The sequence below is a fragment of the Cohnella sp. GCM10027633 genome, from assembly GCF_042675445.1.
Classification (GTDB): domain Bacteria; phylum Bacillota; class Bacilli; order Paenibacillales; family Paenibacillaceae; genus Cohnella.
In genome coordinates, this window is the sequence record NZ_JBHTGV010000009.1 from 124,303 (window position 1) to 143,478 (window position 19,176).

General features: G+C 44.9%; 16 protein-coding genes. All 16 read right to left on the reverse strand.

The annotated features are described in order from the left end of the window. Window positions 1-36 precede the first annotated feature (36 nt). Complete coding sequence (hisH, locus tag ACFQZG_RS19360) at window positions 37-687, reverse strand: imidazole glycerol phosphate synthase subunit HisH (protein ID WP_378155469.1); 651 nt, start codon at window positions 685-687, stop codon at window positions 37-39. Between the two features lies 1 nt (window position 688). Further along, window positions 689-1,450 carry an imidazole glycerol phosphate synthase subunit HisF gene (gene hisF / locus ACFQZG_RS19365; protein WP_378155471.1) on the reverse strand — a complete coding sequence of 254 codons (762 nt, stop codon included), beginning with the start codon at window positions 1,448-1,450 and terminating at the stop codon, window positions 689-691. Between the two features lie 19 nt (window positions 1,451-1,469). Beyond that, window positions 1,470-2,777 (reverse strand): N-acetyl sugar amidotransferase, encoded by a 1,308-nt coding sequence (locus ACFQZG_RS19370; RefSeq protein ID WP_378155473.1) that lies wholly within the window; start codon window positions 2,775-2,777, stop codon window positions 1,470-1,472. Window positions 2,778-2,808: 31 nt separating this feature from the next. Continuing rightward, window positions 2,809-3,639, reverse strand: coding sequence for an SDR family oxidoreductase (locus tag ACFQZG_RS19375; protein WP_378155475.1), 831 nt, complete (start codon window positions 3,637-3,639; stop codon window positions 2,809-2,811). Then, window positions 3,636-4,334, reverse strand: a complete 699-nt coding sequence (locus ACFQZG_RS19380; protein WP_378155477.1) for an acylneuraminate cytidylyltransferase family protein — start codon at window positions 4,332-4,334, stop codon at window positions 3,636-3,638. Before ACFQZG_RS19380 ends, ACFQZG_RS19375 begins: the two co-directional genes overlap by 4 nt. Further along, entirely contained in the window at window positions 4,309-5,244 is a 936-nt protein-coding gene (locus ACFQZG_RS19385; protein WP_378155479.1) for a Gfo/Idh/MocA family protein, read from the reverse strand. Before ACFQZG_RS19385 ends, ACFQZG_RS19380 begins: the two co-directional genes overlap by 26 nt. After that, window positions 5,241-6,290, reverse strand: a complete 1,050-nt coding sequence (locus tag ACFQZG_RS19390) for a nucleotidyltransferase family protein (protein WP_378155481.1) — start codon at window positions 6,288-6,290, stop codon at window positions 5,241-5,243. Before ACFQZG_RS19390 ends, ACFQZG_RS19385 begins: the two co-directional genes overlap by 4 nt. Further along, complete coding sequence (locus ACFQZG_RS19395) at window positions 6,287-6,925, reverse strand: acetyltransferase (protein ID WP_378155483.1); 639 nt, start codon at window positions 6,923-6,925, stop codon at window positions 6,287-6,289. Before ACFQZG_RS19395 ends, ACFQZG_RS19390 begins: the two co-directional genes overlap by 4 nt. Before the next feature lie 2 nt (window positions 6,926-6,927). Next, window positions 6,928-8,013, reverse strand: coding sequence for an N-acetylneuraminate synthase (gene neuB, locus ACFQZG_RS19400; protein WP_378155485.1), 1,086 nt, complete (start codon window positions 8,011-8,013; stop codon window positions 6,928-6,930). Next, complete coding sequence (gene neuC / locus ACFQZG_RS19405) at window positions 8,006-9,166, reverse strand: UDP-N-acetylglucosamine 2-epimerase (protein ID WP_378155487.1); 1,161 nt, start codon at window positions 9,164-9,166, stop codon at window positions 8,006-8,008. Before neuC ends, neuB begins: the two co-directional genes overlap by 8 nt. Beyond that, on the reverse strand, window positions 9,159-10,340 hold the full coding sequence (locus ACFQZG_RS19410) for a LegC family aminotransferase (RefSeq protein WP_378155489.1): 1,182 nt from the start codon (window positions 10,338-10,340) through the stop codon (window positions 9,159-9,161). The genes neuC and ACFQZG_RS19410 overlap by 8 nt, the downstream gene beginning before the upstream one ends. Next, on the reverse strand, window positions 10,337-11,347 hold the full coding sequence (locus tag ACFQZG_RS19415) for an NAD-dependent 4,6-dehydratase LegB (RefSeq protein WP_378155490.1): 1,011 nt from the start codon (window positions 11,345-11,347) through the stop codon (window positions 10,337-10,339). Before ACFQZG_RS19415 ends, ACFQZG_RS19410 begins: the two co-directional genes overlap by 4 nt. Window positions 11,348-11,365: 18 nt before the next feature. Next, window positions 11,366-13,693, reverse strand: a complete 2,328-nt coding sequence (locus ACFQZG_RS19420) for an O-antigen ligase family protein (protein ID WP_378155492.1) — start codon at window positions 13,691-13,693, stop codon at window positions 11,366-11,368. A gap of 9 nt (window positions 13,694-13,702) precedes the next feature. Further along, the gene (locus tag ACFQZG_RS19425) at window positions 13,703-15,646 is read right to left on the reverse strand and encodes a polysaccharide biosynthesis protein (protein WP_378155493.1); all 1,944 of its coding nucleotides are present in this window, start codon (window positions 15,644-15,646) and stop codon (window positions 13,703-13,705) included. A gap of 41 nt (window positions 15,647-15,687) precedes the next feature. Further along, on the reverse strand, window positions 15,688-16,638 hold the full coding sequence (locus ACFQZG_RS19430; protein WP_378155495.1) for a Wzz/FepE/Etk N-terminal domain-containing protein: 951 nt from the start codon (window positions 16,636-16,638) through the stop codon (window positions 15,688-15,690). Window positions 16,639-16,976: 338 nt separating this feature from the next. Next, a complete protein-coding gene (locus tag ACFQZG_RS19435; RefSeq protein ID WP_378155497.1) occupies window positions 16,977-19,109 on the reverse strand; it encodes a hypothetical protein in 2,133 nt (710 codons plus the stop codon). Between the last annotated feature and the right edge of the window lie 67 nt (window positions 19,110-19,176).

Sequence of the window (19,176 nt, forward strand, 5' to 3'; positions counted from 1 at the left end):
ACTCCTAATAATCGTATTGCAATTCCCATTTCCAATCTAACGGATTCGAAGGAAGTTGCTAATGATCTCGAGACCGACCTTGCCGCTTTTTTCCGGATGGAATTGACATCCGTAAATATTTTGTTTTTTTATTGCGGCCGAAATCAGTCTGCCGTTATAGTACGCATCTGCCAATCGATTCTCCGAACTTTCTGGTTTGCACGTGAACGAATGCACAAAGTAAACCGAAGAATGCTCTTCGGTATCGTTCATGATCGTTCCGTCCCATTGCTTCAAATTGGGTTTGACAAGTTCATTCCATCCGATATGCGGAATTTTGTGACGTTCGCCGTTGTTCCCTGTATCCGGAATCGCCGTTACCGTCCCCTCGATCAACCCCAGTCCGCGATGCTCGCCGAACTCCTCGCTCGTATCCATCAGCATTTGCATGCCTAGACAAATTCCGAGCAGAGGTTTGCCCGTTGCGGCAAACTGCTTTAACGGTTCGATAAAGCCGAGCTCCGCCAAGCCCTTCATGCCGTCTTCGAACGCACCTACGCCAGGCAGTACGACATGATCCGCTGTCAGAATGTCTTCCGGTTTGTTTGCGATCGCTATTTGCGCCCCGATCGCTTCGAATGCATGAATAACGCTGTGCATATTGCACATGCCATAGTCAATGATAGATACTGACGGTCGGTTTTCCATATCAAGTTCTCCTAACTGAGATGTGATTGAGGAGAGCTTGTTGCTTGATTTCTTGTACACTAAGCCGGTTGTAGTGCAATACATCGGCCATAGCCACAGCATCCGCCTTGCCGTTTTCAATCACGTCAACTAAATGATCGACATTGCCCATTCCGCCGCTTGCGATTACAGGAATCGGTACGGCTTGACTGACTCGTCGAACGAGATCAATATCAAAACCTTTGCGCGTTCCCTCTTGGTCTACGGATGTCAGTAAAATTTCCCCTGCCCCTAGATCAGCCCCCCTGATCGCCCACTCCACAACGTCTAATCCCGTATGTTCGCGGCCATTGTCCGTATATGCTTCCCACTTGCCGTCTGCTACTTTCTTCGCTTCGATCGACAGTACCATGCACTGGGAGCCGAATCTGCGAGCAACTTGACGGATCAGTTCGGGATTTCTGACGGCTGCCGTATTGATCGCGATTTTGTCCGCACCCGATCGGAGCAAGTTTTTGACATCATCAATCGAGCGAATACCGCCTCCTACAGTTAATGGAATAAATAGGTTCTGGGCGGTGTGCTTGACGATATCGGACAAATTGTTCCGTTCGTAGAGACTTGCGACCGCATCCATATAGATAAGTTCATCAATACCTGCCGCATAATATTTAGAGGCGAATTCTTGAGGATCTCCCATAACTCTGAGGCCCTCAAGATGGATGCCTTTAATCAAATTCGGCCCTTTAATATCTAGCCTAGCAATGAGCCTAACATTCGCCATCTCAAGCCAATCCTCTCTATTAGGACCACACGGTATGACGTAGCTTCCATACCCCGTCTTCTTTTTTCCACAGGTGCGGCGAGCGGAACTGATCCGCCAAATTCATGAAGTAGTCCTTATCCATAATTGGCTGCTCGAACATTTTCGAAGCTTGCGGGAATTCTTTATCGTTGATGCTAAGATAGTTGAAGATTTCATCAGCGAACCGCTCCGGGAACTCCCCGTCATAACGTTTGACAAGCGCCACTCCCTCGTCGCGCGTTATATCGCGTGAACGGATTTCTTGAGCGGCATCGTATGTGGCGCGTCCGATACCGAACTTGATATAGGTTGTGTAGTAGTGGAAATCGTCAATCCGGTCGTCTATGCTGTTGTATTTGCTATAGGTGCCTGGCGTTCTCTCAGGCGAGGCTTGAAACCCTCCGTGCTCGACCGAGTAGTAATAGCAGCTTTGCGGATGCCATTTCAAGTAGTAGCCGAGGTAATGCACTTCGATTTTTTTCTTTTCGATTTCCTCCGGGTTAGCCGGCAAGTAAGGCGTAAGATCGCTCTGATCCATTCCGTAATCTTCTTTTAACTGCTGAACGGAAGTACCGCCCAAATAAATTTTGCTTTGATCCTCGGCAGTGAAATATGACCAGTCTCTTTTTGCGCTTTGCGTATCCGCAATCGGATTGCCGTACTCCGCTTCGTTTTCTCCGTAGAACACAAGAGGAATATTGAACAATGCAGCCATTTTAGGCGCTAACGCTTTTTGACCGAAAATAAAGGCTTGGAACGGATGGAATATATTTTCTACGGCCAACCGGGTCAGGAGGCGATGCGCTCGTCCGTTAGGCGTACACAAATAGTTATCGAAACCCGCATGTATCCACGACTGAAAGTTTTTAAACCCCCAGTCCGTATATACATGAGGCGCCCAAGTAACTGTTAGCGGATGCATGCCGTATTTGGTTTTCAAGATATGTGCGGCATAGAAACTGTCCTTACCGCCGGAGCCCGGAACCAAGCAATCATAAGATCCGTCTTTACTGCGATAACGGTCGCAAAGCTCCATTAGTTGCTTCTCTCGATCGGCCCAATTGATCTTGTGGTGTTTTTCAATGCTTAATTTACATGCATCGCAAATATGGTCTTCGTCAAAATGAATGGTTTTCTTCTTACTGTCTTTCGTGTGCTCGTATTCAACTGCCGAGTTCGGTCGTTGGTTGGATATGACGCACATCTTGCAAAACTTCACTTCTCGCGGCAATCCGTATTTGGCATCCAATTGGTCTTCTGACAAACCGAACAAACTTTCATCGATTCTTTTCTTGACCTCAATCACGTTTAACCCTCCATTTTAATTGCGATATGATTTACCAAGCATGTAACCCACCGTCGACAATCAAGTTTTGCCCCGTCATATAACTTGATGCGTCCGAGGCGAGATAGATCAACGCCCCAGTCATCTCGTGCGGGTACCCCATTCTGCCTAGCGGAATGCGATTGGAGTATTTACGAATGAATTCTTCGTTCTGGCCGCTTTCGTTGCCGCCGGGCGTCAATGTATTGACTCTGATATTCTGATCGGCCCAGTATGTGGCCAAGTATTTCGTCAATCCAACAACCGCTGCTTTAGATGCGGAATAGACGGCAGGAGTGTTAATCGTAACGCCCATATAACTCGAACCTTCATAAATCCTTTGATCGGGAGCCATAATGCCGTAGATTGAAGCGGTTTGAATAATAGATCCCCCGGTACCTTGTTTTATCATTTGTTTTCCAACGGCCTGCGCCATCAAGAACATGCCATCGATATTCACGGACATAACTTCGCGCCATTGCTCAAGCGAGTATTCCTCGAAAGGTGCAAAAAACTGATTTAAGTCCTTTGACTTACTTGCGGCGTTATTGTGTAAAATATCAATGCTTCCGAAATGCGCAACAACATCTGCGATCAATTTTGCAACGGAGTCCGGCGAAGCGACGTCGCAAATAAATCCGTCTGCCTTCACGCCGTACTTATTGACGAGTTCGTGCGCTACGTTATGCACGGCATCTTCGTTGATGTCTACGACGGCAACGTTAGCGCCGAAGTCGCAGAGCGCCGAGCAAAAATGCTTGCCTAGTATCCCACCGCCGCCGGTGACGATCGCGGTTTTGTTGTTTAAGGAATACAAGTTGCGATAGTCGAATCTTTCGCTCATGAATTTGCCCTCTTTTTCATTAGCAATTCAACAAATTCAAAATCCAGTTCGGAGTCGATATCCCATGAATGCTCTTCCGGCATTTCGTAGAGCGACGTATCCAGTTGGAATAGTCCCTCCGTCTCCATCAACACGTCTCTGCGCCAGACATAGATCGACGCATTCATATCGAACGTTTTAGGTGAATCCTGTCTTCTTACAACCGGTTTTTCAAGCTTCTTGCTTAGTTGGACTGCTCCTGATTCGTTAAGCTCTACTAAATTGAAATAGGGCGAGCGCCGCGACGTAATGCCCGTAATAACGTTTCCGCAGTTTTTACTCTCCAGCAACCGAACGGCCCCGACAATCTCATCGGGGATTCTCAGCGGAGAGGTAGCGTCCAAATCCACGATGATTTCGAACGTTTCCCCTGTCAGTTCTTCCGTTGAAGATACGCAATGACGAATAGCCGGCAACTTGGCCGCCGTGTCGGATGCAAGCTCATCGGGTCTATGAATGCAAAAATCGGCACCGAACTCCGCTGCGATCTTCAAAATATCTTTCGAATCGCTGCTCACCGCAATATATTTAAACAACCCGGATTTCTTGGCTTGTTCGATGCTGTATCCGATTAGCGGCTTCCCAGCCAATAGTCGGATATTTTTATTTTTGACTCCTTTTGATCCGCCTCTAGCGCATATCGTGCACAACTTCATTTTGCATCCACACTTCCCGGATCGACGCCGATTCAATCGCCTCGATCATTCTAAGTACGTTCATTCCTTCTTCAAGAGAGCAAATTTGCGTGAAGTCTTCGTTGAGCAATTGACGATGTTGGACAAGATACGTGGCATTTCGTTCAAGATCGAAGCTTTCAACTACACCGTCGACATTCAACGTCCCTTTAATAAGATCGAGAGAAAATGTGTGTCGGTCCGTATTCACAATGATTTGCCTCTGGGTAATGCGATCGAGATAGTTAAGTTGAACGGTCGCGACGGGACACCTATCAGTTTGCAGAAGTATCGAAAAGATATCGTCGCTGTCTATTTGCAAATGACTGTACGTGCCGCCGATTGCCGATAGCCTTGTCCATCGTCCGGTTAAATATTGCAATAAATCAAGTTCATGACTTAAATCGCGAAGGACGCCGCCCCCCATCTCTTTGGAAGCAGAGTAGCTGTCGCGGTAGTCTTGGCCCGGTCTCCAACCAGGCAAATATTGACCGACGTAAAAGTGTGCGGAGATGGTCTTTTCTCCGATTAAGAGATGACGCAATTTTTGCACGCCAGGATGGAATCTTAAATTATAGGAGACAAGCACCTTGCGAAACGGAAGCTCCCCCAACTCCTTCAATTCGTCAAAAATCGGTTTTTCTACAAGTACGATTCCAGTATACTTTAATCGAATTATATCATTCAATGTAAAAAAATGTTCCGCCGTGCGGTTTGCAATGACAATGATATCCCATGTCGATGCAGCCAGAGCGTAGGCAACCGAATGATAGCAATCCCTGGATAGTTCCGAGTCTCGACGACTGACGATACCTACTTTGCAATCAAGCTGCTCGAATAGCTCAGCATGTCTTTGACCGATCGACCCGTAACCAACGATCAATACGTTCATCCGAACACCTTCGTATATTCACCGTTCGCTCTTTCGTAATCCTCGATTTTCCCGATATCCAGCCAGTACTCCCTGATCGGGAATACCGAAGTTTCTTTCTTGGCTTTAATCAAATCCTCGAAGAGCGTTGTCATATCGTAAAATTCATTATTAGGTATGATTTGAAGGGCGTCCGGACTCAGTACATAAATTCCCGCGTTTACGAAGTATCTCAAGATCGGTTTCTCTTCGATACTCGTCAATCGATCATGCTCTGCATGAATAACTCCGTAAGGGATTTGAATCTCATAATCCCGAACGCACATCGTGGCAAATGCTCTTTGGGCGGCATGATGATCCAGTAGATTACCCGCATTTACTTTAGTCAGTAAATCTCCGTTCATGACGATAAACGGCAAATCCGGTTTTTCCTGAAGCAAGCTCAATGCCCCGGCGGTACCCATGCGCTTCTCTTCGTTAACATATCTGATTTCTACGCCCCACTTAGATCCATCTCCGAAGAATTCTTCTAGCATCTCGGCTTTATAATTCACGGTGAGTATGAACTTATTCAGACCATAAGAGATCAAATTTTCCAATATCGTCTCCAGTACAGGTTTGCCCCCAACTTTCAGCAAAGGCTTGGGGCAGTCGTCTGTCAACGGTCTAAGTCGGCTCCCCAGCCCCCCCGCCATCAATACGACCCAATTGTCTCTTAATTCCGGCCTTACGATCTTCTGAATCGTCTCGAGACCGACAACGACGCCGAAAGCGTCCACGACGGGAACATGGTTGATTTGTTTTTTTCGCATGATCGCAACGACTTCGCTGTGATCGTGCGTGCTTTTGACGACCGTCGGATATTTATTCATGACATTCGTGATTATGTCTTCCAACGAATATCCGTTCAAGATCGCTCTTCTTATATCGCCATCGGTCACGGTACCTAACAACTTGCTTGATCCGTCCACGACTAAAGCAATTTGCATGGAGTTCGTGTCGATCGCATGTATGACTTCGCGAATGCTTGCAGTATGCATAACAAGCGACTTTTTCCAGTTATTCATGTGCTCGCCTCCTTCGCGGGAACTCCCACTACAGTCTTGCCTGAGGGAACGTCCTTGATCACGACAGCACCTGCTCCGACAATGCTTCCTTTTCCAATGTGTACGTTCTGCTTGATCGTCGCGCCGGCTCCGATATGTGCCTCGTCTTCGACTATGACGCTGCCACAAAGCACCGCGCCTGGAGAAAGATGAACATGTCTTCCGATCACGCAATCATGGTCGATGCTCGCTCTAGTGTTGACGATGCTATTCGCGCCGATTCGGCATCCCGGTTGAACGACCGCGCCCGCCATAATTTGCACGCCGTCTTCGATTTCTACATGCTTCGACACGATCGAACCGGGGTGAATCAGACTTACAAACGTATACCCGTCTGCTGTCCAGCGTTCGAATATTTTCTTTCGCAAACTCGGGTCCCCGATGGCGCCGATACCATTCACTAATCGAACAGTCATCTTCTCCAAGTCACTAACCGCCAGTTCGTTCTCGTTCCAGAATTTTAGGTTCTTGAATAATTCGTCGCTTGAGGGCTGCAACGCGGTATAGCCGATCAATTCAATTTTTTGGCTCTCCAAAACATCAATCAGGACTTTGGCATGCCCGCCGCCTCCGAATACAATGCACTTATCGGCCATGATTAGATCACATCGTCTTTCTTGTAAGATCTAGTAGCCGTTGTGCCTAATAGGTCCCAATACTTAATCGGCTCCACCCCCGTGCCCGGGCGTTTTACGGTGAGATTAGTGGAAGTAAACGTTTCACCGATTTCGATATCTTTAGCCGCGACCAAGCTTTTTCTTGCCACCGCCGCGTTTTTCATTTCGGAATCGCTAGGCACTTTCAAACCGATTCCTAGCGCCTGTTCTACTTGTCTGATTCCCTGTACCATTTGCTTGAGCTCTTCCGGCTCTAGTGACGCTTTGTGGTCCGGTCCAGGCATGTTCCGATCCAGAGTAAAGTGTTTCTCTATGACCGTCGCTCCCTGTGCGACCGCTGCAATCGGGATAACAATGCCTTCCGTATGATCCGAATAACCGATAGGCAATTGGAAAGCAGCATGTAAGGTGGCCATCGCCTTCAGATTGACTTCGCTAAGCGGCGCGGGATATTCCGTCGTGCAGTGTAATATCCGAACATGCTTTTTCAGTTCCTGTTGACCTTGTTCCGAACGATAAGCATTTATGAAGTCGCTTTCCGATTGGGGCTCTTCATTCGGATGCAGGTAGCCGAATGCCAGAACACCCATCGCGCTCTCGATTTCTCCTAAGCTGCTCATCCCCGTAGAAAGGATCATCATCACTCTTTTTCTCGCGGCCGCAAGCAGCAAGGTCGCGTTAGTCAAATCGCCCGACGATATTTTCACCGTATCGAGCTGTAAATGATCGCAAAGCCAGTCTAAGCTATCAAGATCGAATGGCGTCGATAAGAACTGAACCCCCGTCTCTCGACAATATTTATCTAGAACGATATGATCTTCTTCGGAAAGCTCAAGCTTCTTAAGCATCTCGTATTGAGATTCGGTGGCTTCAGTCGTTGCCAATTGATAATCAGCTTTAGGTGCTGATTTACTTACCAGCTTGTCCGCCTTAAAGGTTTGAAACTTTACGGCATCAACGCCGGCAGCCTTCGCGGCATCGATTAATTGAAGCGCTATATCCAGAGACCCATTGTGATTAACGCCGGCTTCTGCAATGATATATACTTGACGAACGGCATTATTCATCAAAATCAACCTCGTAAAATGATTTTTGTATTACCGCTTTCGTGTCGGACAAGTTTTTAAGAATTCGCAAGATCTTTTCAGACGCAAACCCGTCCCCATAAGGATTGACTACGTTAGAACACTCCATGTCGAACGCAGTGTTCATTGCTTGTATAATGTCCTCTCGCTTCGGATCGCAGTTAATGATGGAGGCTGCTTGCAGCCGACCTTTTTGACGGTTTCCGATGTTTACGGTTGGAATTCTGAACGAGGGTGCTTCATAGAGACCGCTCGACGAGTTGCCTACTACAGCATCCACTTGCGAAAGCAGGCTTATATATCTTAATTGGCCCAACGAAGTAAAGGATTTGGCGTTCGAATGATGCCGTACGAACGTATCGATCATGTCTATTAACTTCCTGCCGTACGTATCCGAGTTGGGCTTCGTAATAATAATGCCAAGATCTTCGAATTGAGCTAGCGCGAGAAGTAGTTGTTCGAATTGCTCTTCCGGCTTTTGAAAGTCAAGCGTCGCGGGATGAAAAGTTACCGCGATATTTCTAGACCTGAATTTCAAATCCAGACTCTCTTCTAACTGATCACGGCTTAGCAACGACGCATTGCGAATGAAGTCCAAACCCGTGCTGCCGACAAGATGTATATGGTTCGGGTTCTCCCCCATTTGTCTAATTCGTTTGGCCGCTTGCGCGTTCGTAACGAAGTGAAGATGAGACATCTTCGTAACGCTATGACGAATCGCTTCGTCAAAAGCGCCTTCAGACGTATCGCCTCCGAATACATGCGCTACAGGAATCTTGAAGATAAGCGCGGCTTGAGCTGCGGCTAATATCTCATAACGATCGCCCGCAAGCAGCAATATATCCGGCGTTAACCGCTCTAAGCATTCTGCAAAGCTCAGAACGGCAAGACCGATCGATTTCGTAATGCCGACCGGCGTATCGCTCGATAGCAGCATCTCTATCTTCTCGTCGATCCGAAAACCGTCTTCAACGATGCCTCGATAGGTTAATCCGAATTCCGGGGATAAATGCATGCCCGTCACGACGAGTTGCAATTCCAAATCCGGTTCCTGCTCAATCCCCTTCAGCAGGTAATATAACAGTCCGTACTCCGCCCTCGTCCCCGTAACGACGCATACTTTCTTTTTACTCATGATTGCCTCCAAGGAAAGTGCTGCTCGGAATGTTAATGATTCTTTGAGCAAGATCTTCGGATGCTTCCAGATCCATTCGCGGGCAACCCTCGTACATATTCAGCTTGTGCAACAACGTCCATGCCGGTCTCGCCATTAACCCGTTATCGTTCAAGTACTTGAGAACCTCGTCCCGCTGTCCCTTATCCACTTCATTCAACAGGATCGTATTCAACCAGTAGTTGCTGATGCTGTCCTTCGGCTCGTCAAAGAAAGTAACGCCTTCTACCTCTGCCAGAATGCCGCGATAACGCTCGGCCAGTGTGCGTTTGCTTGCCAGGAACGCAGGCAACTGCTCCAACTGAGCACATCCCAATGCGGCGTTAAGGTTAGGGAGGCGATAATTGTATCCAACGTGATCGTGAACGAATTCCCATTTGTGCGGCACCTTTGCCGTCGTCGTAAGATGTTTGGCTAATTTCCCAAGTTCTTCGTCCTGAACTAGAATAACGCCGCCGCCGCCTGTGGTCACGATTTTATTCCCGTTGAAGCTGACTGCTGCAAGCTTGCTCCAAGTGCCTGTGTGTCGCCCCTTGTAATGCGAGCCAAGCGATTCAGCCGCATCCTCGACCAATTCGAGTTTGTACTTCAGACAAACCTCCTGCAAACGGTCAAGCTTAACAGGATGACCGAAGGTATGCATCGCAATGACCGCTTTTATGCGTCTACCCGTGACTTTATTAAAACACTCATCGCCTTGAATCGTGGAGATTGATTGCAGATAGCACTCTAGCTTATCCGGATCTAAGCCGAGCGTATCTCTGCCGACATCGGCAAAATGCGGAATAGCACCGATATAAGCGATAGGGTTGGCCGTAGCAATGAAAGAAAGCGCAGGACAAATGACTTCGTCATTTGCTCTCACTTCGGATAGCAGCAAGCACATATGCAAGGCAGCGGTCCCGTTAATTACTGCGACCGCGCGCACGGATCCTGTAATATCCGCCATCATCTGTTCGAACTGATCAACATATCTGCCAACGGAAGATACCCAACCGGTTTCTAGACAATCAACGACATAATCCTTTTCTTTGCCTACGAAGATTGGTTCATGCAAACCGACGAAGTCTTTGTCCGAGCAGGTTGCTTCCCTAATTGCCGCGACAAGCTTAGGTAAATCGATAGACGTACTCATATGTTGTAGAAATCGGCTTTATAGTTTTTTAGGTTCTCTGGATTCGTAAACCATTCAGCCGTTTTCTCTAGTCCCCTCTTCAATCCGTCTTTACCGCCATATGCAGGTTCCCATCCTAGAAGCTCTTTCGCCTTCTGATTATCCGCCCAGAGACGCTCGACTTCGCTTTTCTCAGGTCTCATTCGGTTTGAATCCGTAACGACCTCCACTTCCGAGTTCATCACTTCGGAGATCATCTTCACCGTATCTCCAATAGAAATCTCATAATTGCTTCCAATATTAATAATTTCTCCTACTGAGCGCTCGGATTCCATTACGCTAATAAATCCGTTCACCGTATCCTCGACAAAGTTGAAATCTCGCGTCGGGTGTAGCGCCCCCAGTTGAATCGCCTTTTTCCCATTGGCTATTTGAGTAATTACCGTCGGGATAACTGCGCGTGCAGATTGACGAGGTCCGTAGGTATTGAATGGACGGATAGTAGCCACCGGCGTTTGGAACGAATCGTAAAACGCCATTGCCATCTGGTCAGCGCCGATCTTACTTGCGGAATACGGGGATTGGCCCTGCAACGGATGCGCTTCGGTAATTGGCACGAAACGCGCCGTACCGTACACTTCGCTCGTTGACGTATGCACGAACTTCGACACGCCAAGTTCTCGCGCCGCTTGAAGCAAATGGAGCGTTCCCTTGATATTGGTGTCGACATAGGTGTCAGGCGAATGATAGGAATACGGAATAGCGATAAGAGCAGCCAGATGAAGCACGACATCGCAGCCCTTCATTGCTTGTTTCACGCCATGCGGATCTCTGATATCTCCCATGAATACATCCAACGAGGGCTTGATTTCTTTAGGCGATTGATCTAACCACCCCCACGAGTTGAACGAATTGTACATTGCGAACGCTCTAACATCGTAACCTCTGCGCACCAATTCTTCCGTCAAATGCGATCCTATAAATCCGTCGGCACCGGTGACTAATATTCGAGAACCTTTATAAGACATTGGTCGTACCCCCCACAATTATTTCAAGTTAATTATGAAATCTACCCGCTGTTGCTCTGCTGGGAACTGCTCTAACAGTTTATTGCCTATGCCCGTGTCCGCTTCTCTCGTGTAATGAATAGAAGCGAGGTACCAGCGTACGTATTCCTTGTCTTCTTCCTCGGAAATCTCGGCCGGGAGAATTTCTTTGAAGGTATTGGAAGCCTTATCGTATTCGCCGGTGTAATAGTATATTTGTCCCGCCTTATAGAACATATCCTTAGTCGGTTCAAATCCACTCGTCTCCGCTTGCAAGGATCGTAAGTATTCTCGTTTCGCAATGGCTTTCTCAAGTACATCTTGCGCCATTTTCCATGCTTCATTCTGATCGTTGGATTTACCGTTATTCCGGTCGTTTAAACCTTGCCCGTACGTCAATTTAATCATTAGATCATAAATCGAAATATCCCAAGGGTGCTTAGCGATACTATCTGACAGAAGAGCAACGGTTTCGTTATACCCCTGCATCTGCGCTAAATTGTATTGGTGTTCTATCAAGCCCCGATTGTAAGGCTCATTCTTGGTTAACTCGTTAATTTGATCTTCGTATTTACTCAACAGCTTTACATCTTGCGTTTGTTCGTAGGTGCTCTTAAGTACTGCTGCGTTCAACATTCCGTAGTTCGTATTTTTTGAATCTAAACTTAATGCTTTATTAAGTAATCGGGATAGATCATTCGCATTTCTTGTTGTGTTCAGTACTTTATTGGCATCTTCAAATACATTATTAGCTTGAATTGCTGTCAGGGATTTTATGAATAGTACTCCGCCTAGTAGAAGCAACGCTGCAATATACACTTTCGCTTTATGCTTGGAAACCAGTTGATGTAATTTCCAACTTCTCATTCTGCTTTGACGTTGCTCACTATTCGAGAAGAGTACGCCTAGACTTAGATAAAATACAGCTCCGATCCAAACATAACTCAGATCAAAATCAATCAAGCTATGTAAAAACAAAGCTATGACGAATACGAAGAAAATCATTCGATGCAGCCCAATACGATCCGATTGCTTATAGTCCTTCACAAAACTAATCGTGGCATAAATAATTAAAAATAGAAATAACCCAAGACCTATTAATCCAATCTCGGACGCTACCTGCAATACAGAGCTATGCGCTTGACGACTGATATATGGAACTGACTGGTACGTTTCGAATAGCGCCGCCCAACCACCACCGCCGGATCCAAGCAACCATTTGTGTTTTATTATGTCGATTGCATCCTTATAATATGTGCCTCTTTCGGAGAAGATTGAGAATACGTCGGTCGATTTCAGCCGAAGCTGAAGCCTTTCCGGCAAGTATTCAATGAGAAGCGTTAACGAAACCCAAGCTCCAAGGCTCAATATTAAGATCATAATCGAAGGTAGAATAGAACTTTTTACCGACCAACTCGATAGATTCAATAACTTCCTTTCAAGAAGATAGTTCATACCTACTACTAGCAGTGAAGCAATCGCCGATGCGATAAGCAAGAACGCGAAGCCTTTATACGATATTAATATTTCATCGTTCATGGACACTCGGATTTCAATTAATGTTTCAATTATCGAGACAGAAGCCATCACCGCTATAATCGAATGTATAATGAATGCCACCTGTTGTTTAACCGATAAGAAACACAAGGTGATCAGCCACACGATCCCGAATACCAAGTAAGCGCCCCGAGAATATGTCAAAATAAGAGATGTGAAGATCGGAACTAGCATCAGTGAGTTTGCAATAAGATAGGGTCTCTTTTGAATCGTCAAATTCAACAATAAGCATGCAATCAATGCGCAACTCAGTAGTGCGCCGTTGGAATTCGCATATTGAAATGCTCCCCCAAGGCGCTCATGCAATACCGCATCCCGATATTGGATTACGCCAAGCCAGTTGAACAACCCAAATAGAACAATCAGATATGTTGATCCAACGAGCCCTGCAAGAGTCGTATTAATCTTGCTTTGGAAGGAGGTCGTCAACGTTCCATAGATAAATAAAGTCACAAACACCAATTGAATATAAACGGATTTAGAAGCCGTAAATTGTGAAGCTGCTCCGAAGGACGCCATGTAATAACAAAGTACAATCGCCATTGCGACCCATATAGAAGTATGAATTTGGCTGTACTTTCTCTCTTTAATAGCATAAATTCCAATCGTCATCATCAGTAACGAAGCACATGTAAAACTATAATATATGGGTAGATCAAAAAGCGGAAAATTCCCATTGAATAAGCCTCTAAAGTAAGGCATAACAATAATGAATATGAAGAAGAACAAGGTTGCTATCGACTTAACGTTCAGAAACCGTTTATAGATCATTGATTGATCCTACCCCTGTCTATTGCTTTTACTTTCTACGGATGAGGCAAGTTCCTCTGCAGCTCTAATCGCATCAAGAACGAGTTGTTTGGAATCGCCGTACTCGTCGTTGTATTGATAACTAATAACAATCTCTTTAATGATTTGCCTGACCAATACACCGTCGGGATCCTCGTTCCATTTGCTCGATATTCTATCTAGAATATCCAACTTCCTTTTCAGACCGTCGATAGCGATGTTTTCCGGCTTACTAATAAATATTCGATTGTGCTTGGATGCCCTTGCCCCTTCTTCGCTGGATAAAATTTCCTCATACAACTTTTCTCCCGGGCGAATGCCGGTAAATTTGATTTCGATGTCAATCCCTGGTTCAATTCCGTACAATCGAATCAAGTCGGTAGCTAGATCAACGATCTTCATCGGTTTGCCCATATCTAGAATATAGATTTCGCCAGATTCAGCCATACTACCTGATTGCAAGACTAGTTGCACCGCTTCTGGAATCGTCATGAAGTATCTGACCATCTCCGGATGCGTGACCGTAACCGGTCCGCCTTCTTCGATTTGCTTCTTAAAAATCGGTACTACGCTCCCCCGACTGCCCAGTACGTTCCCGAAACGAACAGCTACGAATTTCGTATTGCTGATCTGACTAAGACCCTGAATAATCATTTCAGCAATCCTTTTCGTCGCCCCCATCACATTCGTTGGATTGACTGCTTTATCCGTCGATATCATAACGAATTTGTGGGCATTGTATTGATGTGCGGTTTCCGCCAGATTCATCGTACCGAACACGTTATTCTTGACCGCTTCAATCGGGTTTTTTTCCATTAAAGGCACATGCTTGTGCGCAGCCGCATGAAATACAATTTTGGGCTCGTATTCTTTAAATACGTACTCTAGCCTTTTTTTATCTTGAATGTCCGCGATGACAGGCACCAAGTCAATACCAGGATACGACTTTCTAAGCTCCAATTCTATTTCATAAATACTATTTTCACCGTGACCTAGTAGAATTAGTCTTCTCGGAGAATAGTTCAAGATTTGCCTGCACAATTCGCTCCCGATCGAACCGCCAGCTCCTGTGACAAGAACCGTTCTATCTTGAATATAGTGCATAATCTCGTCCAGATCAGTTCGAATTTGCTCTCTACCAAGCAGATCTTCTAGCCGAACTTCTCTGATTTTAGGAATTATTGTAGCGGATGAAATGAAATCATGAAAGCGAGGAACGATCTTAGTGTCTTTCCCGGTTTTTTTGCAGATTTTCACCAACTCGGACATGTCTTCCTTAGTTGCCGAGGGAATGGCTATGACAATGACATCGATTTCGTAATTATCGACGATTTTAGCGATATCCTTCCTTCCCCCGACGACCGGGACGCCATGTACTTCAAGATTGCGCTTGTACACGTCATCATCGATGCAAACAACAGGAAATAGATCCGACTTATCCGATTGCTTCAAGTCCCTAATCAGCTTGACGCCCGTATTTCCCGCTCCGATCACTAATACTCGTTTGTGATGGGGCTGCAGCTTAATGAAGTCGTCACGAATTATTTTCCAGAAGAACCTGGATGCAACAATGCACAAGATGATAAGAATGCAAGACAACAAGTGAATACTGCGTGGAATTATTAGATTGTCCCATGCAGGATGCAATACTAAATGGTGAATAATATACAGCATGCCCGATGACAATACGGTTGCCTTGCATATTGATACTACGTCACTCGTACTCGCATACTGCCACAGTCTCTTATAGATACGGAAGTACGTCATTAAGGATATCGTCAATATGGCTTGTATCGGAATTACAATCGATAACGTATTAAAGTATTCTTTGGGAATATGTAAGTCAAACCTTAAAAGAAACGCAATAATTATCGAACAAGCTATCGTTATTGCATCTACAAGCATTAACAACCTTGTTCTGCTTAGTTGACCCATTAGTGCCTCCTTCTAAACTACCAGCCAATCATCCAAATGTATTAATTGCTTTTATTAGTAGTTTTACCGTTCACTATGCCCTCTTTGACATAGTGTTTTAATATAAAGTAGATCGAGCTCATAATAAATGCGATTAATCCTGCCATGGCCACCTTAACCAATATATGAGTAGCTAATGGAATGGTTGGAACGATAGCAGGCGTGATTACTATAGAAGTTGTATCCGTATTCACAACGGTATTAGAATCACTCCAATCCTGTTCGTTTGTTAGTTGCTCAGCTTTGTTCTGCTTTTGAGTAATGAGTTCATTATAATTTCTTTGTTCGGATTCCAACTTGCTTGTTTCTGCTACTGCGATGTTATACAAATTCTTTAATTCGATGTACTCCTCATTGATCTCTTCGGTAATCAATTTCATTGCATTATTTGACGAAGCAATTATTTGTTCGTCAGATAGCGATTTTGATAACAGAATCGTCTTAGGCGTGTTCGAGATTCGCTCTTCCAGTTCTAATACTTCGGAAGATGCCTTTTTTATTTCAGTATCTAGAGTTGAGACGACCGACTTATATTCTTGAATCTGGTCTAATAGGTCGACTCTTTCGATTTGTCTTGCAAGGCGATATGCAAGCATGTTATTCACTTTTGTAATCCGATCAGGGTCGATTCCCTTAATCATTATGGATACCATATTTGATTCTTCTTTAGAGGTTACTTTAATATTGTCTTTAATACGATGATAGATCGATGAATCGAACTTCAAGTGAGAAACGACATCATGTATATTTTTGTCCATTACGATTTGTTGAGCGAACGATTGAAGGTTTTTGTGATTTGACATAATCGATGATGTCGTTTCATATTTGGTCGTCATTGTAAAATATAGCAAGGCAAACGTAAGGACTATAATCGCGACGGTAAAAATAGAGATCTTTTTGCGTCCATTCCAAATGGCCGCTATCAAATCTCTTATCAGAATTTCATCGTTCATGTTAGGTCTCCTCGTCAGGCACGTCTCAATTTTAGATTGCGGGTCGATTCCATACCGTAAGGCACTCGTCGTCTATCATTGTATCGGATTTGGAGTCCCCAGTACAATCTATATTTCTTAGCAATTCGTGCTTATTTGTTAAAATATTACATTTTTAGACCTGTAGATTCATCTCAGCGATTGTAACCTATGTACTTTCGTTCATTTCCATATCGGCTATGATAATAAACAGCCACTTAAATGAGCGGTTCCGAATTCACCGTCAATTCAAGTGGCTGCTATCAATAACTAGTCTATATTCGCAAGATGAAAAACAACTACATACTCACTTACTCTCGCTATTGATTCACGAGCCAATTAATCAGGAAGTATGGCATAACCCGTTGTGCAAGCAGCACTTTCTGATCGTTCACTACACAATATATCGACAGTTTATAATTCCTAAACTCCGTGATCTTATCTAAAAGTTTGTTGTCTTCCAACAAGATGATCTTCTTGATGTTCTGACCTTCTTTAAATCCTTGTTCGGCATCATCGAGATTGATTTCCTTCGAAAGAACGGTCTTATCCGCTTGTTGATCTTCAATTTCGATTCGAAGCTTATAGGGCCCCGCCACATCATCGAACGTTGCATCCTTCAACAAACTGTATTCCAGTTCCAAGTTCAAGCCTAGCGCGCTACCCATGCTTCCTGCGTATTCAGCATAGGCATAGAACTTATCCATGCTAATCAGGTTCTGACCGATAGTAAGGTTCGTGAACTTGTCTTGAACCGTCGTGGCTGGCCACGGAGTCGTCATGCTAATGGCATTCCCTATTAAGGATCCGGCAGCAGTTCCGCCTTCCGCCTGTTGCTGAACAAGGTCGGCAATCACAAGATTCATATCGGCAGTAGAAGTCGTCAATGGGACTTTACCGCTGAACGGCACCAAGATGCGGCCATTGGCAAGAATCGGCTTGGTATATTCCCCTAGCGTCAGCGTATACATCTGTCCATCTTTGTCTCTCAAATAAATCGCATACTTTTGCAGATTATTAACTCTAGGCTCTAAATTCGTAATTGCGAGATCTCCGCTCACATTTAGTTGTTTACCCTCAACCGATGAACGAACACGCAATACTTCAATGCTGGCTTTGGCAGCAAGCCGATCGAACTGTGCAATCTGATCTGCTGCAGCTATAAACTTATTGACATTCAGATTCTTGAATTGTCCGATAGTATTCGTAGTCTGAGCGTCTTCTACTTCTTTTAGATTTACTCGAATATCGTCCAATGTAGCCGTATATGGCACTTGGATGCTTGCAAGCATTAAGATGGATTGATTAGTTGTTAACTGCACTCGTTGATCATACGCGACTGCTTTACCTTCGCTGTTGTTTTGATCTATTCCATTTAAAGTCCATGAAGCTTTAAGATCCGGCACCTTGACCGCGGTCTTGGCTTTATTCGTAACTTTGAACATAGCCGTTAATGTATCTTGCGCGCCTGCCGGCAATCGACTATACCCTATTATTTCAATTTCGTAATCATTATAAGTTAACTTGGAAACAGCGGTGGTCGTAGTGCTTGTGCTGCTCTTAGGCACTTGATAAGTGGCAAGGGGGATGAATAGCCCTTCGGTCTCGCTTGCGGTACCCATTACGAGCTTCAAACCATCCTCTTTAACTATTGCGGGCATCTTTACCTTAATGGTTACGATCTTACGTTCTTTAGGTTGGACGATTAGATCCTTTAGACTATCGCTGTTTACTTTGAATAACGATCCATCTTTGGCGATTAAGAAGAACTGTGTTGAACTCGGTTTGTATTCTCTCGTATTTTGATTTTCGAACAAGAACGAAATCTCTAACGTTCGAAGATCGACATCATTCTCTGTGGATGCAGAGGCTAGTTTCGATTTCACGCTTTTAATCGCCGTTTTAATTTTCCATTCTTTTGCCGTTAAGTACTTCGGTTGAAATGCAGCCACCGGAATCGTATTATAGTTCGCTAGTTTGAAACTGCCCAACGTACGTGTGTAGCTCGGAGCTGAGAAATCCCATTTTACAATGGTTATGATTAGCTTGGATAGCAAAGTTGATTCATCCACGGATACATAATAGGTCACGTCTACGCTAGACTTGGCGTTTAAGGTCGTTATTTTTTTGTCTTTCTCGATTACGCTTGTCGTATAGGTTTTACCCGACGTATTCTTTACTTTAGACCAGTAGTCGCCAAGCTGCACTGTATTCGATCCATTGTTCGTGTATGTTAGCGTATAGATGAGGTACGTTCCTTTGTCCTGCGAGAACACGTCAGCGCTTTTCACTTGAACTGTTGCCGCGTTTCCTAAAGATATCTTTGCAGGTGCCTTGGCGGTAGTTGTAGCGGCCATAGAAGGTTTTACATTATTCATTAGCGTAATGCTTAGCATCAACAAGAAACAAAGGGAATACACAACGGCTTTTCGAACCTTAGGTACATGTAACAACCCATTTCCTCCTCAGAAAATATTCTCTGCTTAATATAACGTTTATTAGCATCAAATAGTTTCTCGA